The 16,879-nt window shown below is 45.9% G+C and carries 18 protein-coding genes; 6 read left to right on the top strand and 12 right to left on the bottom strand.

All coding sequences use genetic code 11. The features are described 5' to 3' along the window. Positions 1-251: 251 nt before the first annotated feature. Complete coding sequence (ilvY, locus tag LG368_RS04455) at positions 252-1,139, top strand: HTH-type transcriptional activator IlvY (protein WP_226753531.1); 888 nt, start codon at positions 252-254, stop codon at positions 1,137-1,139. Between the two features lie 83 nt (positions 1,140-1,222). Here the strand turns inward: ilvY and LG368_RS04460 are convergent, their stop codons facing one another. The 3 genes from LG368_RS04460 to LG368_RS04470 form a co-directional block, all read right to left on the bottom strand. Continuing rightward, a complete protein-coding gene (locus tag LG368_RS04460) occupies positions 1,223-2,260 on the bottom strand; it encodes a Fe(3+) ABC transporter substrate-binding protein (protein ID WP_226753532.1) in 1,038 nt (345 codons plus the stop codon). A gap of 159 nt (positions 2,261-2,419) precedes the next feature. Next, on the bottom strand, positions 2,420-3,643 hold the full coding sequence (locus LG368_RS04465; protein WP_226753533.1) for a GGDEF domain-containing protein: 1,224 nt from the start codon (positions 3,641-3,643) through the stop codon (positions 2,420-2,422). A gap of 297 nt (positions 3,644-3,940) precedes the next feature. Beyond that, positions 3,941-4,594 (bottom strand): nitroreductase family protein, encoded by a 654-nt coding sequence (locus LG368_RS04470; RefSeq protein ID WP_226753534.1) that lies wholly within the window; start codon positions 4,592-4,594, stop codon positions 3,941-3,943. A 164-nt stretch (positions 4,595-4,758) separates the two neighbouring features. Between LG368_RS04470 and LG368_RS04475 the strand changes: the two genes are divergently transcribed. Further along, entirely contained in the window at positions 4,759-5,715 is a 957-nt protein-coding gene (locus LG368_RS04475) for a LysR family transcriptional regulator (RefSeq protein ID WP_226753535.1), read from the top strand. A 9-nt stretch (positions 5,716-5,724) separates the two neighbouring features. Here LG368_RS04475 and LG368_RS04480 read toward each other — a convergent pair whose 3' ends face one another. From LG368_RS04480 to msrA, 4 genes are all read right to left on the bottom strand, one after another. Next, positions 5,725-6,150, bottom strand: a complete 426-nt coding sequence (locus LG368_RS04480; RefSeq protein ID WP_226753536.1) for a VOC family protein — start codon at positions 6,148-6,150, stop codon at positions 5,725-5,727. A 100-nt stretch (positions 6,151-6,250) separates the two neighbouring features. Beyond that, positions 6,251-6,775, bottom strand: a complete 525-nt coding sequence (locus LG368_RS04485) for a peroxiredoxin (protein WP_226753537.1) — start codon at positions 6,773-6,775, stop codon at positions 6,251-6,253. Between the two features lie 74 nt (positions 6,776-6,849). Next, entirely contained in the window at positions 6,850-7,587 is a 738-nt protein-coding gene (nfsA, locus tag LG368_RS04490) for an oxygen-insensitive NADPH nitroreductase (protein ID WP_226753538.1), read from the bottom strand. A 98-nt stretch (positions 7,588-7,685) separates the two neighbouring features. Next, the gene (gene msrA, locus LG368_RS04495) at positions 7,686-8,312 is read right to left on the bottom strand and encodes a peptide-methionine (S)-S-oxide reductase MsrA (protein WP_226753539.1); all 627 of its coding nucleotides are present in this window, start codon (positions 8,310-8,312) and stop codon (positions 7,686-7,688) included. Between the two features lie 255 nt (positions 8,313-8,567). On the opposite strand from msrA, the gene yghU reads away from it, so the two are divergent. Then, complete coding sequence (gene yghU, locus LG368_RS04500) at positions 8,568-9,446, top strand: glutathione-dependent disulfide-bond oxidoreductase (RefSeq protein ID WP_226753540.1); 879 nt, start codon at positions 8,568-8,570, stop codon at positions 9,444-9,446. A gap of 201 nt (positions 9,447-9,647) precedes the next feature. Here yghU and puuE read toward each other — a convergent pair whose 3' ends face one another. The 3 genes from puuE to LG368_RS04515 form a co-directional block, all read right to left on the bottom strand. Continuing rightward, positions 9,648-10,571 (bottom strand): allantoinase PuuE, encoded by a 924-nt coding sequence (gene puuE, locus LG368_RS04505; RefSeq protein WP_226753639.1) that lies wholly within the window; start codon positions 10,569-10,571, stop codon positions 9,648-9,650. A 76-nt stretch (positions 10,572-10,647) separates the two neighbouring features. Beyond that, positions 10,648-11,379 (bottom strand): aspartate/glutamate racemase family protein, encoded by a 732-nt coding sequence (locus LG368_RS04510; protein ID WP_226753541.1) that lies wholly within the window; start codon positions 11,377-11,379, stop codon positions 10,648-10,650. Positions 11,380-11,386: 7 nt separating this feature from the next. Next, positions 11,387-12,052 carry a GntR family transcriptional regulator gene (locus tag LG368_RS04515; RefSeq protein WP_226753542.1) on the bottom strand — a complete coding sequence of 222 codons (666 nt, stop codon included), beginning with the start codon at positions 12,050-12,052 and terminating at the stop codon, positions 11,387-11,389. 268 nt (positions 12,053-12,320) lie between these two features. Between LG368_RS04515 and LG368_RS04520 the strand changes: the two genes are divergently transcribed. The 3 genes from LG368_RS04520 to LG368_RS04530 all read left to right on the top strand — a co-directional run bounded on the left by LG368_RS04520 (position 12,321) and on the right by LG368_RS04530 (position 14,479). Beyond that, positions 12,321-13,757, top strand: coding sequence for an NCS1 family nucleobase:cation symporter-1 (locus LG368_RS04520; RefSeq protein WP_226753543.1), 1,437 nt, complete (start codon positions 12,321-12,323; stop codon positions 13,755-13,757). Between the two features lie 155 nt (positions 13,758-13,912). Further along, positions 13,913-14,182, top strand: coding sequence for a type II toxin-antitoxin system Phd/YefM family antitoxin (locus tag LG368_RS04525; protein WP_226753544.1), 270 nt, complete (start codon positions 13,913-13,915; stop codon positions 14,180-14,182). Beyond that, positions 14,183-14,479, top strand: coding sequence for a type II toxin-antitoxin system RelE/ParE family toxin (locus LG368_RS04530; protein ID WP_226753545.1), 297 nt, complete (start codon positions 14,183-14,185; stop codon positions 14,477-14,479). Position 14,480: 1 nt separating this feature from the next. Here LG368_RS04530 and eutC read toward each other — a convergent pair whose 3' ends face one another. After that, positions 14,481-15,329 carry an ethanolamine ammonia-lyase subunit EutC gene (gene eutC / locus LG368_RS04535; protein WP_226753546.1) on the bottom strand — a complete coding sequence of 283 codons (849 nt, stop codon included), beginning with the start codon at positions 15,327-15,329 and terminating at the stop codon, positions 14,481-14,483. Further along, a complete protein-coding gene (locus LG368_RS04540) occupies positions 15,326-16,747 on the bottom strand; it encodes an ethanolamine ammonia-lyase subunit EutB (RefSeq protein ID WP_226753547.1) in 1,422 nt (473 codons plus the stop codon). Before LG368_RS04540 ends, eutC begins: the two co-directional genes overlap by 4 nt. Positions 16,748-16,879 lie beyond the last annotated feature (132 nt).

Here is a 16,879-nt window from a genome sequence, read left to right on the forward strand (position 1 = left end):
ATTATTATGATTACAGTATTAACCCGCTGGGCTGGTTAACATTAAAAATGAGTAACGCAGTGTACTAAAGTGATGAGTACATTGCATAAGTGTCATCACTGTATAGAAAGTTTGGTCTTTCGTGAATTGATATATTTGCAATATTACGTCCCATTTTATGCAAGACTATTTTATGATGAGCATTGTCTTTATAAGAGTCAGAGACATCAAAAGCGAAAAGCATGGACAGCAGCCAGTAGAGGGGCATTTTTATGAACACTCGATCGTTAAAACAGTTTTTAGCGTTAGCGGATACCTTGCATTTTGGTCGTGCCAGTGACGATTGCAATATCAGTATTTCCGCTTTGTCGCGCAATATTCGTCATTTAGAAGAAGAGCTCGGCGTGGCATTGTTTAGCCGCGACAACCGTACGGTGATGCTGACTCAAGAAGGGCAGAAGTTTGTTAAATACGCTCGTGATACTTGTCATCAGTGGCAGTCTATTCGTCATGAACTAACGGATAACTCCGATGAATTAAGCGGTGAAATCAGTTTGTACAGTTCGGTGACGGCCAGTTACAGTTTCTTATATGACCTGTTGCGACGGTTTCGGGTTGCCTATCCAGCCATTGAAATCAAATTACGTACAGGGGACCCAGAACACGCCATTGCACACATATTGGACGGTAAGGAAGACATTACGATTGCGGCTCATCCCGCCAAGTTTCCTCGCGGTGTGGCGTTTAAGCCAATCGCAGTGTCCCCCTTATTATTTATTGCGCCCTTGGATCAACAAGTTCCGCACGTGCCGAATGGGGTGCCTGCTATGGCGGCTGATTGGGCAAACATTCCAATGATTTTGTCTGAGAGTGGCGTGTCGAGAACGCGTGTGGACGAGTGGTTCCAACAACACAGCATGACGCCGCGTATTTATGCCCAAGTCACAGGCAATGAAGCCATTGTGAGTATGGTCAGTTTGGGTTTTGGGATTGGTGTGGTGCCGAAGATCGTCTTGGACAACAGTCCATTAAAAGACCGAGTGCAAATTTTGGCCGTTAAGCCTGAGTTAGCGCCTTACGATATTGGTCTGATTACGTTAAAGAAAAACCTTAAAAACCCCTTGGTCAATGCATTTTGGGATCTGATCAAAGAGCCGTAACACACCAGTGACAACAGAGACATGTTGTGTTGGCATGTTACGACGCATTGCTGGTACTTACCTTTTAATAAGCGAGCGGTCGCTTATTTCCAGCCAGCCTTATCCATCAACTCAACCGCTTTACGGTTGTTTTCACCCAATACACTCAAAGACACCGTGTCGGCTTTAAATTCACCAAATTTTGCTAAGCTTTTTGGTGGGGCAATGCCGTCAACCACAGCGTATTCGTTGTTCACGTTGGCGTACCAAGTTTGGCTTTGATCATTGGTCAAGAAATCGATCAGTTTTTTCGCGTTGTCGATGTTTTGCGAGGACGCTGTGATACCAATACCACTGACGTTTACGTGAGCACCACGTTGGTTGCTTGCTTGGTTTGGCCAGTGCATCGCCAATTTATCGAAGATGGCGCGGTCAGAGGATTGTTTGCTTAGACCCAAACGACCAAAGTAGTAAGTATTGGCAACAGCAACATCACAAACCCCTGCTGCAACCGCTTTGATTTGATCCGTATCACCCCCTGCTGGTGGACGTGCAAAGTTAGCCACAAGGCCTTTCGCCCAATCCAGTGTTTTGGCTTCACCGTGTGCATCAATCATAGAGGCGACAAGAGACTGGTTGTAGATATTACTCGATGAACGGATACAGATTTTTCCTTTCCACTTAGGATCAGCTAGGTCTTCGTATGTGGACAATTGTGCAGCGTTAACGTTTTCTGGGTTGTAGAAAATGACGCGAGAACGTTGTGACAAACCGTACCAGTAACCTTCACGATCTTTTAGGTGCTCAGGTACGACCTTATTTAACTGTTTTGTTTCAAAAGGTTGTAAAACACCTGCTTCTTTAGCACGGTAAAGACGACCGGCGTCAACAGTAATAAACACATCGGCAGGGCTGGCATCGCCTTCTGACTGTAGACGGCTTAGTAATGCATCTGCTTTACCCGTAATAAGGTTTACTTTGACATCGTTTTCTTTAGAGAAAGTGTCTAGCAATGGTGCAATAAGGGCTTCGTTACGAGCGGAATATACATTCACTTCACCACTGGCAATGGCGGAAGCGCTGGTCAGTGCCAATAGAGAAGAAGAGCCGATAAGGGCAACAAGAGCGGAAGTTCGTTTCATAATAAGCTACCTATTTTTTATTGAGTAAAAGATATTGGTCACTCGTTTTTACGAATGCTGTCATAGGCAGACAAACACTAATAAAAATCGTTCCCGTTACTGTTTATTTTTTTGGGTTTTTTTGAAAAATGTTAAAAAACGAGAAAAATGAAGAAAGCGCTACTCAAACACACAACGGACACAGTTGCGGCCATCGGCTTTGGCTTCGTAGAGGGCTTTATCGACCATTTCAAGCGTGCTATCGAGGTCAACAGTTGGATTTATTTCTGTTACGCCAATGGATAGGGTGATGTGAATGTCTTGCTCTTTGATGGTAAACAGGCGCACTGAGGTGTCTTTGCAAATCCGTTCAGCTAATGTGCGAGCCATAGAGATATTGGTGTTGTGCATAAGAATGTAAAACTCTTCTCCGCCAACACGATATAAATTATCTGTTGCGCGTATTTGCTCTGTCATCCATTGAGCAACAAGCTGCAGTGCCTGATCGCCGCCACTGTGACCAAAACGATCATTAATGGATTTAAAGAAATCGATGTCCAATGTCATTAAGCTGAGCGTTTGTTGTTTCTGTTTAAGTTGCTCAAAGCTATGGTGAATGTCGGTGTTAAAAGCACGTCTATTTTTTAAGTGGGTTAGTGGGTCGGTACGAGTGGATGTATCAAGTTGGCGCATCAGTTGGTTGCGTTCGGTAATGTCGAGCATGACGCCCACCTGTCCTATTGCTTGACCATCGGCGTTTGTGAACACGGCTTTATTAAATTCAATTTCATGGAGCGAACCGTTTGAAAATTGGACATTGGCCTCATAACGCTGAGTCCCCCCTTGAGAAAGCAACTTTGAGTCGGCTTCGTAGTATTTGTCTGCCAACGCTTTAGGGGAAATGTCATAAACGGAATGCCCTATTATTTTCTCTCTTGCAAAGCCAATCGCGTTACAAAAAGCAAGATTACAACCTCGATAGATATGCAGGTGGTCTTTGAAAAAAATAGGGGTAGGGATGGCATCAATAATGACTTGTAAGACATCGTCTTCGCTCTGTTGCGCTTTACCCAAATTAAAGCGAGATAATTCTGCGGCGAGCCAAGTGACCAAGTGCTGGTCCTGTTGTGAAAAGCAGTTTGTGGCACCTCGTTGAATCCAGTTTAGGCTGGACTCAAGAGTCCAATCATCAACAATGACCAGAGCTTTTCTCGCGCCCAGCTGTGGCCACTCTTCTTCTTTGAGTTCTTCGGCGGCCATTAAAACAATGGCGGACACAGGTACCTGTTGCAGTGTCTCCACGGGCTGCCATTGAACCTTTGTTCCCGCATCGATCAATAAATGATGCAAAGAATCGGTGCAATGGATTAAGCAAGGAGAAAAATACAAAGTTGAAGGGGTCATTAGATACTCTTTTATTCCCTGTTTATGTTTATTGTTTGCTTATGTCCATCAAAGCAGCGCTTTTACATTATCACCTGGTAACATCAATAACATGGTAAAAGCGAAATAAAATAGTACTTGAAATTGATAGCGTCTGAGATTTAATCGGATTTTGCGTGATGAATATCAAGTAAACAAGGTTACAGGGTAAAGCGTCATTATGAAAGAAGAGAGGCGGGCGTGTTGTCAGTCGTGTTTTATAGGAAATTTGTATCCTATTAGTGAGCGATAAACCAATAGGATACGTCAATGATTCTTTTATAGTACGGTTAATACACGTTCTACTGAGAGGCGAGATTTTGGCAGTGCCGCGTTGTAATCCTCAGCCGCATCGTGATAGCCCATCGCCAAAGCCACGTCACATTGGTAGCCCTCTAACTCTGGGAAGGCGTCACTAATCAATTCATGATCTATACCTTCCATAGGGGTAGAGTCAATATTCAAGCGTGCCAAGGCGTTCATGGTATTGCCTAACGCAATATAAACCTGTGATTTTGTCCAAGCGGCGTTGTTGCCGGCGTCGTTTGTGTTCATGTCAACAAAGGCGAACGCGCCAAATGCTTGTTCTTTGTTTTCTGCGGGTGTGCGACCCAATGCAATGTCCGTATCGATGACATGTTCGTAATCGGTACGACTATAGTGTGTTTTGTGCGCAAATAAAATCGTATGGGACGCTGTTTTTGCGTGCTTCTGATTGAACTGAAACTTGTTTTTAAAGGTATCGTGAAAACGCTGTTTGGCTTCATCACTTTCGATGACTAAAATCTTCCAAGGCTGTGAGTTGATGGAAGAAGGTGATAAGCGAATCGCTTCGTAAATGATATCTAAGTCTGTTTGAGGGATACGTTTGCTGGCATCGTAATGTTTTGCCGTATAACGGTGGTTGAGTTCAGTTAGGATGGGGTGTGACATAATTTGCTCCATAAAATACGTGATTAAAAAAGAACGCGGTTTAGCAATAAGAATGTCGCCATAGTAAAGGCTTGTTCGTCACGGATGAATGGGTTTTGTGTTGAATTATTATCAAATTTTTTTTGATAAACTGATCATTACTTTCATGTAAATAGGGATAAAAAGTGCAAATAGAGGATTTACGATTAGTCTTAAAAGTCGCTGAATTTCGCAGTATTACGGCCGCTGCAACGCATTTAGACATGCAGGTAGCGACAGCAAGTGCTGCTGTGAAGCGAGTAGAAGCTTCCCTAGGCGTGGAGTTATTCGTGCGTACGACACGACACCTCCGTTTGTCCACGGCAGGGGAACGTTATTTGCCGCAATGTACCGCCGCAGTTTCCATGCTGGATCAGGCTAGACAAACCATTCACAGCGATTTAGATGTTATCCATGGTGAGATTCGTTTAGCAGTATCATCCGATTTGGGACGCAATTTAGCGATCCCTTGGGTGGACGAGTTTATGACAGAGTATCCTAATGTCACCTTAAGGACACACATCAGCGACAGTAACGTGGATTTTTATCGAGATGCCTTAGACATGGCACTGCGTTATGGTGCGCCGTCCGATTCTAATATGTATGGCTTTAAAATTTGTAATGTCCCTAGGTTATTGGTGGCCAGTCCGGAGTACCTTATAAAGTATGGCACACCGCAGCAGCCAAAAGACCTGTTACATCATCAATGCTTATTTTATCAGCTGCAAAATATCCTTAATGATACTTGGCATTTTTCTGTAAACGACCCAGAAACGCAGAGGGAGCGACACGATAAAGTTAAGCCAAAAGCCTATTGCGCAGCGAATGATGGGGATCTAGTCCGACGCTGGTGCGTGGCAGGGAAGGGGGTTGCGATTAAGTCAGCAATCGATATTGCACAAGACCTTTTAGCAGGCCGAGTGGTGCCACTCATGGCCGATTATCGTATTGCACAGGGAGAGTTATGGTTAATTAGCCCAAGCCGACAGTCGATCACGCCTACCATGCGCTTACTGCGTGATAGGTTTCGTGATCGAACACGAGACTTACTGGAGCAATTGGTTAACCGGAACTTCATCTCGGCTGATACCTTACATACCTAGTGCTTAGGGCTATTTTGCAAACAGTTGGCCCATGTCTTTGAAGGCTTTAAATTCGAGGGCGTTGCCACAAGGGTCGAGGAAAAACATGGTGGCTTGCTCGCCCACTTGGCCTTTGAAACGAATATAAGGTTCGATGATAAAATCCGTACCTTCGGCGGTTAGGCGTTCAGCAAGGGTTTCCCATTGTTCCCAAGTCAAGACAACACCAAAGTGTGGTACGGGAACATCGTGACCATCAACAGGGTTCGTCGACGCTTGTTCTTGAGTCGGTGTTTTAGGGTGATAATGAATAACGAGCTGATGACCAAAAAAGTTAAAATCGACCCACGTCTCCGATGAACGACCTTCTTCTAAACCAAAAACATCACGGTAAAAGGCGCGCGCTAACGGAACATCATAGACAGGAATAGCAAGGTGAAAGGGTTGTAAACTCATTGTCGTTCTCCTAATAAAAAGCAGAGGTCGATTTTCATCGGCCTCTGCTTTTCTACTCTTAAGAAGCCTTGCTGCGAAAGTGGGCAGCAAAGGATACGGATTAACGGTTTTTCAGGTAGTTCAACATGGTGTCAGCATCAGACACTTCAAACGGATCGCTTGGTGCGTTGTCTTGGTAACCCGCTTCGGAGAACATCTGTTTGATTTCACCGTTTTCGACGTACATAGCATAACGCCAGCTGCGCATACCAAACCCTAGGTTATCCTTCTTAACCAACATACCCATTTGACGAGTAAAGTCAGCGTTGCCGTCTGGCAATAAGAAGACGTTTTTCGCATTCTGGCTTTTGCCCCATTGGAACATAACAAACGCATCGTTGACGGAAAGACAGATAACTGCATCAACGCCTTGTGCTTTGAATTCTTCGTACAGCTCTTCATAGCGTGGAAGATGAGAAGTAGAGCACGTTGGTGTAAATGCACCTGGTAAAGAAAAAACCACGACTTTTTTATCACTGAACAAATCGGCAGTGGTCACGTCTTTCCATTCGAATGGGTTCGGACCGCCTAGCTCTTCATTACGAATACGAGTTTTAAAGGTAACATTAGGGACTTGATTGATCATGTTTTTTCCTTACGTGATGAGTCTTACCATTGAGGCATGAAAGTAAAATCAATAGAGTAATATGGTATGCCTTTTTAGCGCTTTAAAAAACCTTGTTGTTGCAAAAAACTCAACATGTGTTCGCGTTTTTTCTTCTGCACGGCGCCAGCGGTTTGCTCGGACCAGTTACTGATCTTTTTCGTGCCAGAGCGGCTTTGGTAATAGGCCTGCATCTGTTCGTCGTAGGCTTTTATATCACTGGCGCAACGGCTGTCGTCATAACGGTCTTTGTGCAGAATCACATCGACAGGCAAACGGGGTTTTAGATCGGGTTCAGCATCTGGGTAACCTAGGCACAGACCAAAGACAGGGTAAACATGTTTTGGCAATTGGAGAAGCTCTGCCACTTGTGTTGGATCGTTACGGATACCGCCAATAAAGACAGCACCCAGACCGACGGATTCGGCGCCTAGCATCAAGTTTTGTGCGAAAAAAGTCGCGTCGGTTGTTGCGGCGATAAAGTGTTCAGCATTGCCTTCTAATTCGCCTAATCCTTGTTCAACACTGCAGTATTCCACGCGGGTAAGATCGGCACAAATAACAAAAAACTCCGCCGCGGACTCCACCCACTTTTGACCGCCTGCCAAGGCGGCAATACGACTGCGGTTTTCTGGTAATGTCACCTGAACCAAGGAATAAGCTTGGATGAAACTGGATGATGCGGCCCCTTGAGCGGCTTGAATCAGTTGCGTGATTAGAGTGTCGTCAATGGCTTGATCGGTGTATTTACGAATGGATTTGTGTGCACTTTGTGCTTGAAGAATAGGGTTCATAATCATGTCTTTCGGTTGGTTAAGATAACTAAATAGTAGAGAGTTAGGTCATGAGCGTCAAAGATCTATCGTTGACCGGTCTTTTTTCTCTACACGAATCAGTGATATTGCTTACTGGCCACCTCTCCCCAAAGCGCTTCGATACGATCGTCTCGACCACAACTTAGGCGATAAAAGCCATAACGAATGCTGTTTTTGGTGTAATAACTTTGGTGGTATTCCTCGGCAGGGTAGAAGGTTTTCGCCGGTAAGATTTCCGTTACTATGTCTGCTGAAAAAGGTTTGGTGTTATTTACTTTTGCCAAGGAAGCTTCAAAAACCGCTTTTTGCGTCTCGTCCTTGTAGAACATGGCCGTCTTATAAGGTGCGCCTTTGTCGCAGAATTGACCGTTTGGATCGGTTGGGTCAATGGTCTTCCAGTAGTAATCACTCAGTGTTTGTAGTGAGACCTTTTCGTCATCAAATTGAATTTCTACCACTTCAAAGTGCCCTGTTTTTCCTGACGAAACTTGTTTGTAGGTTGGGTTATCGGTGTGGCCACCGGAGTAGCCAGACACGACATCAGTGACACCCTCAATGCCTTCAAAGTCGGACTCGACGCACCAGAAACAGCCGCCTGCGACCATCATGGTTTGTGGTGCCGCACTGGCCACCTGGCTAAAAGTAGCGGTGCCGGTCAGCAGCACGGCCCCGAGAGTGAGGTTGAATCTGTGTTGAATGGTCATGCCATACATCCTTTTTTATAATGATGTGAATAATGGGTTGATTGCCATAAAGTGAAGTGATTAGACGATCAAGCTTGCGCTATTATTAAGGCGAAAGGTCAATTTTTCATGCCTGTTTGGGATCTTCCTAGTTAAAAACGTATTTTTTGATCATTTGGATGACCCACTCTGCATCTAATATGTGTAAAGTAAAAAGCTATCTATTACGACAAAATTATACTTATCCACGGTGTGTGTCTATTTGGGGAGAATGTGATGAGTTCTGATGAAAAGTTGAATCAAGAAAAAGCGTTAAGTGATGTGTATGTGCCTCCTAAAGTGTGGCAGTGGGAAGCAAAAAATGGGGGAGAGTTTGCAAATACAAATCGTCCTATTGCGGGTGCGACCCATGAAAAAGTATTGCCAGTGGGTGAGCATGCTCTTCAGCTTCACTCTTTAGGCACACCCAACGGGCAAAAAGTCACCATCATGCTCGAAGAGCTGTTGGATTTAGGGATCTCTGAAGCAGAGTATGATGCGTATTTAATCAAGATTGGTGAAGGTGATCAGTTTGGCTCGGGTTTCGTTGAGATCAATCCAAACTCAAAAATTCCAGCCTTAATGGATCACAGCACAACGCCTCCGACTCGTGTGTTTGAATCCGGCTCTATCCTGCAATATCTAGCGGAAAAATTTGACGCCTTAGTGCCAACTGAGCGCGTTGCCAAAACAGAATGTCGTAACTGGTTGTTCTGGCAAATGGGGTCCGCGCCTTACTTAGGGGGTGGTTTTGGTCATTTTTATGCGTATGCACCGACCAAGCAACAATACCCTATTGACCGCTTTGCGATGGAAGTGAAACGCGAATTGGATGTGCTAGATAAGCATCTGGCGGACAATACCTATTTTGCCGGTGACGAATACTCCATCGCTGATATCGCTATTTGGCCTTGGTATGGCAACTTGGTGTTGGGCAATTTGTACGATGCGGCGGAGTTTCTTGACGTGGCCAGTTACAAAAATGTTGTGCGTTGGGCAAAAGCGCTCGAACAGCGTCCAGCGGTGAAGCGTGGTCGTATTGTCAATCGTAGTTGGGGCGACGTTTTCCTTGCAGAACGTCATTCCGCGTCTGACTTCGATGGACTCGTTGATTAACACAGGGCGTTTAGTGGAGAGACTAAGAGATGGCTACTAACTGCTACTGACTAAGTCACTGCGACTATGCGACTAACTAAATAGCGCTGTGTTTAGACGCTTTTTCGTAAGAAACAGGATTCAGCACGCAGTATGTGCAAAAAAAGACAAAGCGCACGAAATTTGTGCGCTTTATTTTTTTTCTTGCGTTATTTCATTCATTTATTCTGGAAAATGATGCTTAATCCAGTGGTCAGCAATGTCACCACGACGAGCGATCCATACTTGGTCGTGTGACTGTACGTAATCGAGAAAGCGTTTTAGCGCCATAAATCGGCTCGGTTTGCCCAGCGTTCGACAATGCATTCCAATTGACATCATTTTGGGTGCGGTGGCCCCTTCTTCATATAAACAATCAAAGTTGTCTTTTAGATACTGAAAAAATTCCTCCGCATGGTTAAAGCCGTAGGGCGAAGAAAACTTCATGTCGTTGCAATCCAGCGTGTAAGGCACGATCAAGTGCGGTTTGCTGCCACCCTCGGGTGTATCAACTTTTACCCAAAAAGGTAAATCGTCACCATAGTTGTCTGAATCGTATTTGAGCTGGGCTTGTTCCGCGACTAGGGCACGGGTGTTTGGCGAGTCGCGACCTGTGTACCAACCGCTTGGCGTCACGCCAGTCACTTCTTCGATCAGCGCCAGCGCTTGTTGCATATGCTTGCGCTCTTGCTCGATCGGCATGTCTTGGTAATGAATCCACTTCAAGCCATGGCAAACGATTTCATGATTGCCTTCCACAAGGGCCTTAGCCACTTCTGGATTGCGCTGCAAAGCGGTGGCAATGGCGAATACCGTCAGCGGCAAACCACGACGTTCAAACTCATTTAAAATACGCCACACCCCAGTACGCGAACCGTATTCATACAAGGACTCCATACTCATGTGACGATCTTTAAACGGCTGAGCCCCGAAAATTTCCGACAAAAACGTCTCCGCGTGCTCATCACCATGTAACACACAGTTCTCACCGCCTTCTTCAAAATTCAATACAAACTGCACCGCCACTCGGGCTTGATTCGGCCACTGCACATTGGGCATACCTTGTCTGCCGTAACCGGCGTAATTGCGCTCTAAATAATGTTTCATCATCTTGTTCCGTTTTGAAATAAGGCTGGGTGTTTTATCGGATCGTTATTTGTCGTCTCGCCATTATGGCTATTGGTTATCGTGTCCAGTGAGCATAACGACCAACGAATGGTTTGCTAACAGGTTGACCGTACTGGCCTATTTTTGATGTTTGTAAGTGCAGTTGATGCAAAGCCTCGGCCAGTTTGACGGCGGCGGTTACCCCGTCAATGATGGGAACGGGCAGCTCAGACGCGAGTTTGTTCACCAGCGCCGACATGCCAGCGCAGCCCAAAACGATGGCTTCAGCGCCATCGTTTTGAATCGCAGCGAGGCATTCAGACTTGAGGCATTCATAGGCATCAGCTTCGATGTTCTCTAAAGCCAATACGGGAATATCTGTGGCTCTAACGCCACTACAGCGGTGTTGATAGCCGTATTTTTGCAGCAAATGTTCGCTGGCGGGTAGGGTTCTGGCTAAGGTGGTCACCACGCCAAACTTGTGTGCTATTAATCCAGCCAGTTGGAAAGCGGCTTCCGCAATACCGATAACGGGGGCGTTGGCAAGCTCTCTTGCGGCATCTAAGGCGGGGTCGCCAAAGCAAGCAATGATGTGAGCGTCCACACCCATGCGATTACCTTCTTCTATTAAGTCTAATAAGGCGGCGCTGGCAATCACTTCATCAAAAGCGCACTCGATACTTTTCGGTCCATGAGATGGTGTGTAAGGCAAAATGTCAGTGTCAGGCAAGGCGACAGATTGCGCGCTGAGGGCCATTGCCTGAGTCATATCGGCACTGGAGTTTGGGTTAATAAGTTGAATTCTCATGGTCATCCTAGCGAGAAAAGAGACGTTGAAAGTCTATGTTTGTGTCTTCTTTGCTTTCTAAAATTAATGAAGACCTTATGTGTTTTAAATGATGGCTCATCCAATGCTGTGCGTCTTCCGCACTCCCTGAATCAAGAATGTCGAGCAATTGAGCATGATCGCCGCATTCGCATCCAACGCTACCGCGTGTGCCGTAGGCGGCCAAAATTAGCGAAGAGCGATAACACAGCTGTTCAACAAAACTGGCCAGCACTTTATTACCTGATAAGTGCGCCAGCTCATAATGAAAGCGTGCGGTTAGCTGAATCGCTTCGGCGAGTTGACCATTTGCTTCCGCTTGTTTTTCTTCTTTTGTCATCAAACGAAAACGTGAGGATTGTTCTGGGTTCCAGTGGGTTATCAAAGCCGGTATTAGTTGCGGCTCTATCAGTATTCGACTGTCGAGAACCTCCAATGCTTCACTTTCACTTGGTCTGTTGACGTGAGCGCCTTTATTTTTTTCGATCACGACAAAGTGCTCAAGCGAAAGGCGCTGTAATACTTTACGAATACCTGTGCGGCTGACACCAAAAGCTTCGGACAAGCGATCCTCTGGAAGTCGAGCACCGGGTGGTAACTGGTGCTCAACGATCGCGTTGAGAATCTGTTGATGTATGTGTTCGTCGGTAGCCATGCAATCTTCTCTGTAAATTGTATACGATATTATGTAGATACTGTTTCAAAAAATAATATAACACGTGAAGTGGATTCGTACATCTCTCACGATGAAGTTATTTAAAATGCTCGTTTTTGGTGTGATCTTGCTCTTTCTGTCATGTTTTGGTGCACTAAAAAGTGCCTTATATTGGGTTTTTATGTCTTATTTTATTAAAAATAAGCCAATTTAAAATTGGCACATAAATTGTATCCATTATTGTATACAATAAAAAAGGAATAAAGCCATGAATCAAGATTTTGAGCAAAGTACACGCTTAGCGAACAGTGATCTGTTACCAGAAAAAGATCAAAAATGGGGATGGTATAGCATCTTTGCGTTTTGGATGTCTGATGTACACAGTGTTGGCGGCTACGTATTTGCTGCCAGCTTGTTTGCCTTGGGACTAAACGGCATTCAGGTGTTTATCAGCTTGTTAGCAGGAATCTCTATTGTATTGGTGTTTGCTAATTTGATGGGCAAACCTGGGCAAAAAGCCGGTGTGCCATTTCCTGTTGTCGCACGAATGTCATTTGGCGTGTTTGGCGCTAACATCCCAGCGATTATTCGAGGTCTAATTGCGGTCGTCTGGTACGGCATCCAGACATTCTTAGCGTCGAGCTCCTTTATCATTCTTATTTTGTATTTCTTTCCTGAAATGGCGTCGCTAGCAGAAGGTTCTTTTATTGGGCTATCTTATCTTGGTTGGGTTGGGTTCTCTGCTATGTGGATTTTACAGGGTATTGTGTTCATGTTTGGTATGGACATGATTCGTAAGGTCATTGATTGGTCAGGTCCTGCCATTTATGTGGCCATGTTCGCTTTGTGTGTTTACATGGTGGATTTAGCTGGCTGGGAAAACATCAGTTTCAGCTTGAGCGCCAATAACTTAATGGGGCTGGACGCCATTACACAAATGCTGATTGCGATAGCCTTAGTCGCTGGCTACTTTGCTGGGCCGACGCTCAATTTTAGCGATTTTTCACGTTACTGTGGTAGCTATGAAAAACTAAAGCTGGGTAACCTGTTGGGTTTGCCGTTTAACTTTGTACTGTTCTCCTTATTCAGTGTCGTGATTGTATCAGCGTCGATTCCGGTGTTTGGCGAGATGATTACCGATCCAGTGGAAACCGTTAAACGCTTAGACTCTGGCTTTATCACTGTATTGGGCGCTCTGACTTTTATTTTTGCTACGGTGGGCATCAACATAGTGGCGAACTTTGTGGCGCCGGCGTTTGACTTTTCCAATGTGTCACCACAGAAAATCAGCTTTAAAGCGGGTGGTTTTATCGCTGCGTTCGGCTCTGTGTTGCTTACGCCATGGAATTTATTCAACAATCCAGAAGTGATTCATTACACAGTCGATGTGCTGGGTGCCATGATTGGGCCTTTGTACGGCATTATCATTGTGGATTATTTCTTTATTAAAAAGGGTCACATAGATGTGGCAGCCTTATATACCGAGTCGCCAAAAGGGCGTTACTGGTACGACAACGGCGTTAATAATAAGAGTGTTTATGCCTTGTTAATTGCTGGTTTCGTTGCCATCTTAGCGACCTTTGTATTCAGTGCGTTAGCCAATTACGCCATCTTTATTGGTGGTATTGTTGCCGCTGTGTCTTATCGATACATGATGGAACCAGAGCGAGTGGCACTGCAAAACTTGAATCTTGCGAAATCCTAACCGACATATATCGTTACGAATACCCAATAAGAAAGAGCCTCCTTATTTGATTTTAGGGAGGTTTTTTTATGGGTCATGTAAAGACACCATCTTCTTGACCACACCTGTTAACAGGTGCTATTAATAGTGCGTTATTATTTTTCGGAGAATACCTCATGCAAGTAAAATTTTCAGAAGACGTCGTGCCTCTTTCAGATTTAAAGGTTAATCCGGGAAAGGTTGTCAACCGAGCGCAAGATACACACCGTCCGATCTTGCTTACGAGCCGAGGCCGTGGTGTCGCTGTTGTGCAGGGGCTTGAGGAGTACGAAAAAACGGCTGAGAAACTTCAGTTTGTGAAAGCGGTGGCTCAAGGTCTTATGGATGTCCGAGAGGGCAAGACTGTTTCTCTAGCGGATGCAAAGAAAACACTGAGTATCGACTAAATGGAACTTCGCATTGCACAGTCCGCTCTTGAGGATTTGCAATCCATTCAAGGACATTACAGAAAAGAGGGTGTGCCACTTATTGGTGATGAGTATGTAACGGCCATTTTAGAGCATGTTGACATGCTTGTGCGTCACCCTGATGCTGGCCGAGTAGTTCCAGAGTTTGGTTTGAATTATATCCGAGAGTTAATTCATTCACCTTTTCGCGTTGTTTACCTAAGACAAGAAGCCGACGTCGTGCTTATCCGAGTGTGGAGGAGTGAGAGACAGCTCGAGTTACCTGAGGGCGAATAGCTCACCCCACCAAAAAGTTGTTGGTGCTGGTCGAGGTGTCGATGGCATCGTCGTTGGATCTGTCTTTGAGATTGACGCCAGACAGTTTGAGAGTACGGGCTTCGTTGAGTAGGTAGGTGGCTTTACGCGCGGCATCTGGGTAGTTCATACCGGCAGGGCGAACGTTGGAAATGCAGTTGCGATAGGCATCGGTCAGACCAACTTTACCGCCCCATGTGAGATACAAGCCCAAGCTGTCGGGGGAACTTAGTCCTGGACGTTCACCAATAAGCACCAAGACGCACTGGGCGTTAAGGCGCTCGCATACATCGTCACCAATAGCCACGCGACCCTGCTCGACAAGGCAAAGAGGCGCCAATTGCCAGCCTTGTTTTGAGTCATCTAACGAGGCGAAGAGTTCTGTTAAGAAAGGCAAGGTATTCTGCTCAATGGCTAAGGAAGACAAACCATCCACTACCACGATAGCCAGATCGTATGCTTGTGTGCTATTTGCTCTGTGTGCGTCGAGCTGGTGGGCTGACTCATTGTTCAACCGACGGCCGTAATCAGGACGTTGTAAATAAGTGGCTCGATCAACGGCTAAGCTGTGCAGTTGAAATGGCTTACCCGCAGGAGCCCATGGCTGCTCTGATAAAGTGTGCGCCAATTCATTTATGTTGAGTTGAGCATGAACCGCATCAATGGCTTGGGCATGGGCGAGTTGAAAAGGAAGCAGATGTTTCGTGGGGACACTCACACCGGATCGACCTAACCCCACGCGGGCATCGGTAAAAGCATTCAAAGTATGCCAAGCGTTTTCCGTCACAGGCTCGTCGGTATTTCCGACAGAAGTGTGTTTCTGCTCATTCATGAATGACCTCCTGTTAGGCGATTAAGGGAGTGGTGAAATGCGTCTGGTAAAGCGTCGTTTAGGCTAAAGGTATTGCGACTACTGGCGATGGCCATTTTTTCAAGCCACAGTTCGAACTCTGGTGCTGGTTTTAACCCCAGTGCTCGTCGAGCATACAGGGCATCGTGAAAGGAGGTGGTTTGATAGTTCAGCATGATGTCGTCAGAGCCGGGAATGCCCATAATAAAGGTGCAGCCTGCGACACCTAAAAGTGTCAATAAATTGTCCATGTCATTTTGGTCCGCCTCAGCATGATTGGTGTAGCAGACATCACACCCCATAGGGAGCCCGAGTAACTTACCGCAGAAATGATCTTCTAACCCTGCACGGGTGATTTCTTTGCCGTTGTATAAGTATTCAGGGCCGATAAAGCCGACGACCGTGTTGACCAGCAGGGGATTAAATTTACGTGCCACCGCGTAGGCACGTGCTTCGCAGGTTTGTTGATCCAAGCCGTGATGGGCATTGGCTGATAAGGCGCTCCCTTGCCCTGTTTCGAAATACATGACGTTATTGCCTACCGTGCCGCGATTGAGTGACAGCGCGGCTGCTTGGGCTTCAGCGAGCGTGGCGAGATTAAAGCCAAAGCTGTCGTTGGTGGCTTGCGTGCCGCCAATGGATTGGAATACTAAATCCACCTGAGCGCCTTGTTCAATGCATTCAATGGTGTTGGTCACATGGGTTAATACACAGGATTGGGTGGGAATCTCATAATGCTGGATCACTTCGTCCATCATTTTAATCAAGCGCGTCGCTTGTTGCACGTTGTCTGTTGCCGGGTTGATGCCAATGACCGCATCGCCATTGGCATAGAGCAAACCGTCTAACATGCTGGCTGCGATACCGGTTAAATCATCGGTAGGGTGATTAGGTTGTAAACGTGTCGACAAGTGCCCAGGTAAGCCGATGGTATTACGAAAAGCGGTCTTAATGTGGCATTTTTTCGCGACCAAAATCAAATCTTGATTGCGCATGATTTTGCTGACAGCGGCAGCCATTTCTGGTGTGACACCTGCTCGAATGCTCGTTAACACATCGCTGGTGGCTAGATCGCTTAACAGCCAATCTCGAAAGCCGCCCACGGTAAGGTGTGCAATAGGGGCGAAAGCGGTTAGATCATGGTCATCTAGAATCAAGCGAGTAATTTCATCGTCTTCATAGGGCACAAGGGCCTGTTGAAGAAACAGGCTTAAAGGCACATCAGCGAGGGTCATTTGCGCAATGGCACGCTCTTCGGCACTCTCAGCTGCAAACCCCGCTAGACGATCACCCGAACGTGCGGGCGTGGCCTTGGCCATTAAATCAGCCAGGTCAACGAAACCAAACGTGCGTCCAGCAAGGGTGTGGCGAAACTGAAATTGCGATCTTTTTTGGGGCATAACCGTCTCTCGCTGGGTGGCAAATGGATTGATCTTAAATAATGGCACAAAAATTTAAGAACGTATCCTTTGCAAGCAATGGTCATGCCGGTATTTTTCGTTCACTTTAGATTTTTATTACAACGTCGCCTA

Origin of the sequence: Marinomonas algarum (assembly GCF_020532605.1) — a bacterium.
Lineage (GTDB): Bacteria > Pseudomonadota > Gammaproteobacteria > Pseudomonadales > Marinomonadaceae > Marinomonas > Marinomonas algarum.

Excerpts from the sequence above, each read along its gene's own strand:
- ilvY (WP_226753531.1), top strand. The coding sequence starts at position 252 with ATGAACACTCGATCGTTAAAACAGTTTTTAGCGTTAGCGGATACCTTG.
- LG368_RS04460 (WP_226753532.1), bottom strand. The coding sequence starts at position 2,260 with ATGAAACGAACTTCCGCTCTTGTTGCCCTTATCGGCTCTTCTTCTCTA.
- LG368_RS04465 (WP_226753533.1), bottom strand. The coding sequence starts at position 3,643 with ATGACCCCTTCAACTTTGTATTTTTCTCCTTGCTTAATCCATTGCACC.
- LG368_RS04470 (WP_226753534.1), bottom strand. The coding sequence starts at position 4,594 with ATGTCACACCCCATCCTAACTGAACTCAACCACCGTTATACGGCAAAA.
- LG368_RS04480 (WP_226753536.1), bottom strand. The coding sequence starts at position 6,150 with ATGAGTTTACAACCCTTTCACCTTGCTATTCCTGTCTATGATGTTCCG.
- LG368_RS04485 (WP_226753537.1), bottom strand. The coding sequence starts at position 6,775 with ATGATCAATCAAGTCCCTAATGTTACCTTTAAAACTCGTATTCGTAAT.
- nfsA (WP_226753538.1), bottom strand. The coding sequence starts at position 7,587 with ATGAACCCTATTCTTCAAGCACAAAGTGCACACAAATCCATTCGTAAA.
- msrA (WP_226753539.1), bottom strand. The coding sequence starts at position 8,312 with ATGACCATTCAACACAGATTCAACCTCACTCTCGGGGCCGTGCTGCTG.
- yghU (WP_226753540.1), top strand. The coding sequence starts at position 8,568 with ATGAGTTCTGATGAAAAGTTGAATCAAGAAAAAGCGTTAAGTGATGTG.
- puuE (WP_226753639.1), bottom strand. The coding sequence starts at position 10,571 with ATGAAACATTATTTAGAGCGCAATTACGCCGGTTACGGCAGACAAGGT.
- LG368_RS04510 (WP_226753541.1), bottom strand. The coding sequence starts at position 11,379 with ATGAGAATTCAACTTATTAACCCAAACTCCAGTGCCGATATGACTCAG.
- LG368_RS04515 (WP_226753542.1), bottom strand. The coding sequence starts at position 12,052 with ATGGCTACCGACGAACACATACATCAACAGATTCTCAACGCGATCGTT.
- LG368_RS04520 (WP_226753543.1), top strand. The coding sequence starts at position 12,321 with ATGAATCAAGATTTTGAGCAAAGTACACGCTTAGCGAACAGTGATCTG.
- LG368_RS04525 (WP_226753544.1), top strand. The coding sequence starts at position 13,913 with ATGCAAGTAAAATTTTCAGAAGACGTCGTGCCTCTTTCAGATTTAAAG.
- LG368_RS04530 (WP_226753545.1), top strand. The coding sequence starts at position 14,183 with ATGGAACTTCGCATTGCACAGTCCGCTCTTGAGGATTTGCAATCCATT.
- eutC (WP_226753546.1), bottom strand. The coding sequence starts at position 15,329 with ATGAATGAGCAGAAACACACTTCTGTCGGAAATACCGACGAGCCTGTG.
- LG368_RS04540 (WP_226753547.1), bottom strand. The coding sequence starts at position 16,747 with ATGCCCCAAAAAAGATCGCAATTTCAGTTTCGCCACACCCTTGCTGGA.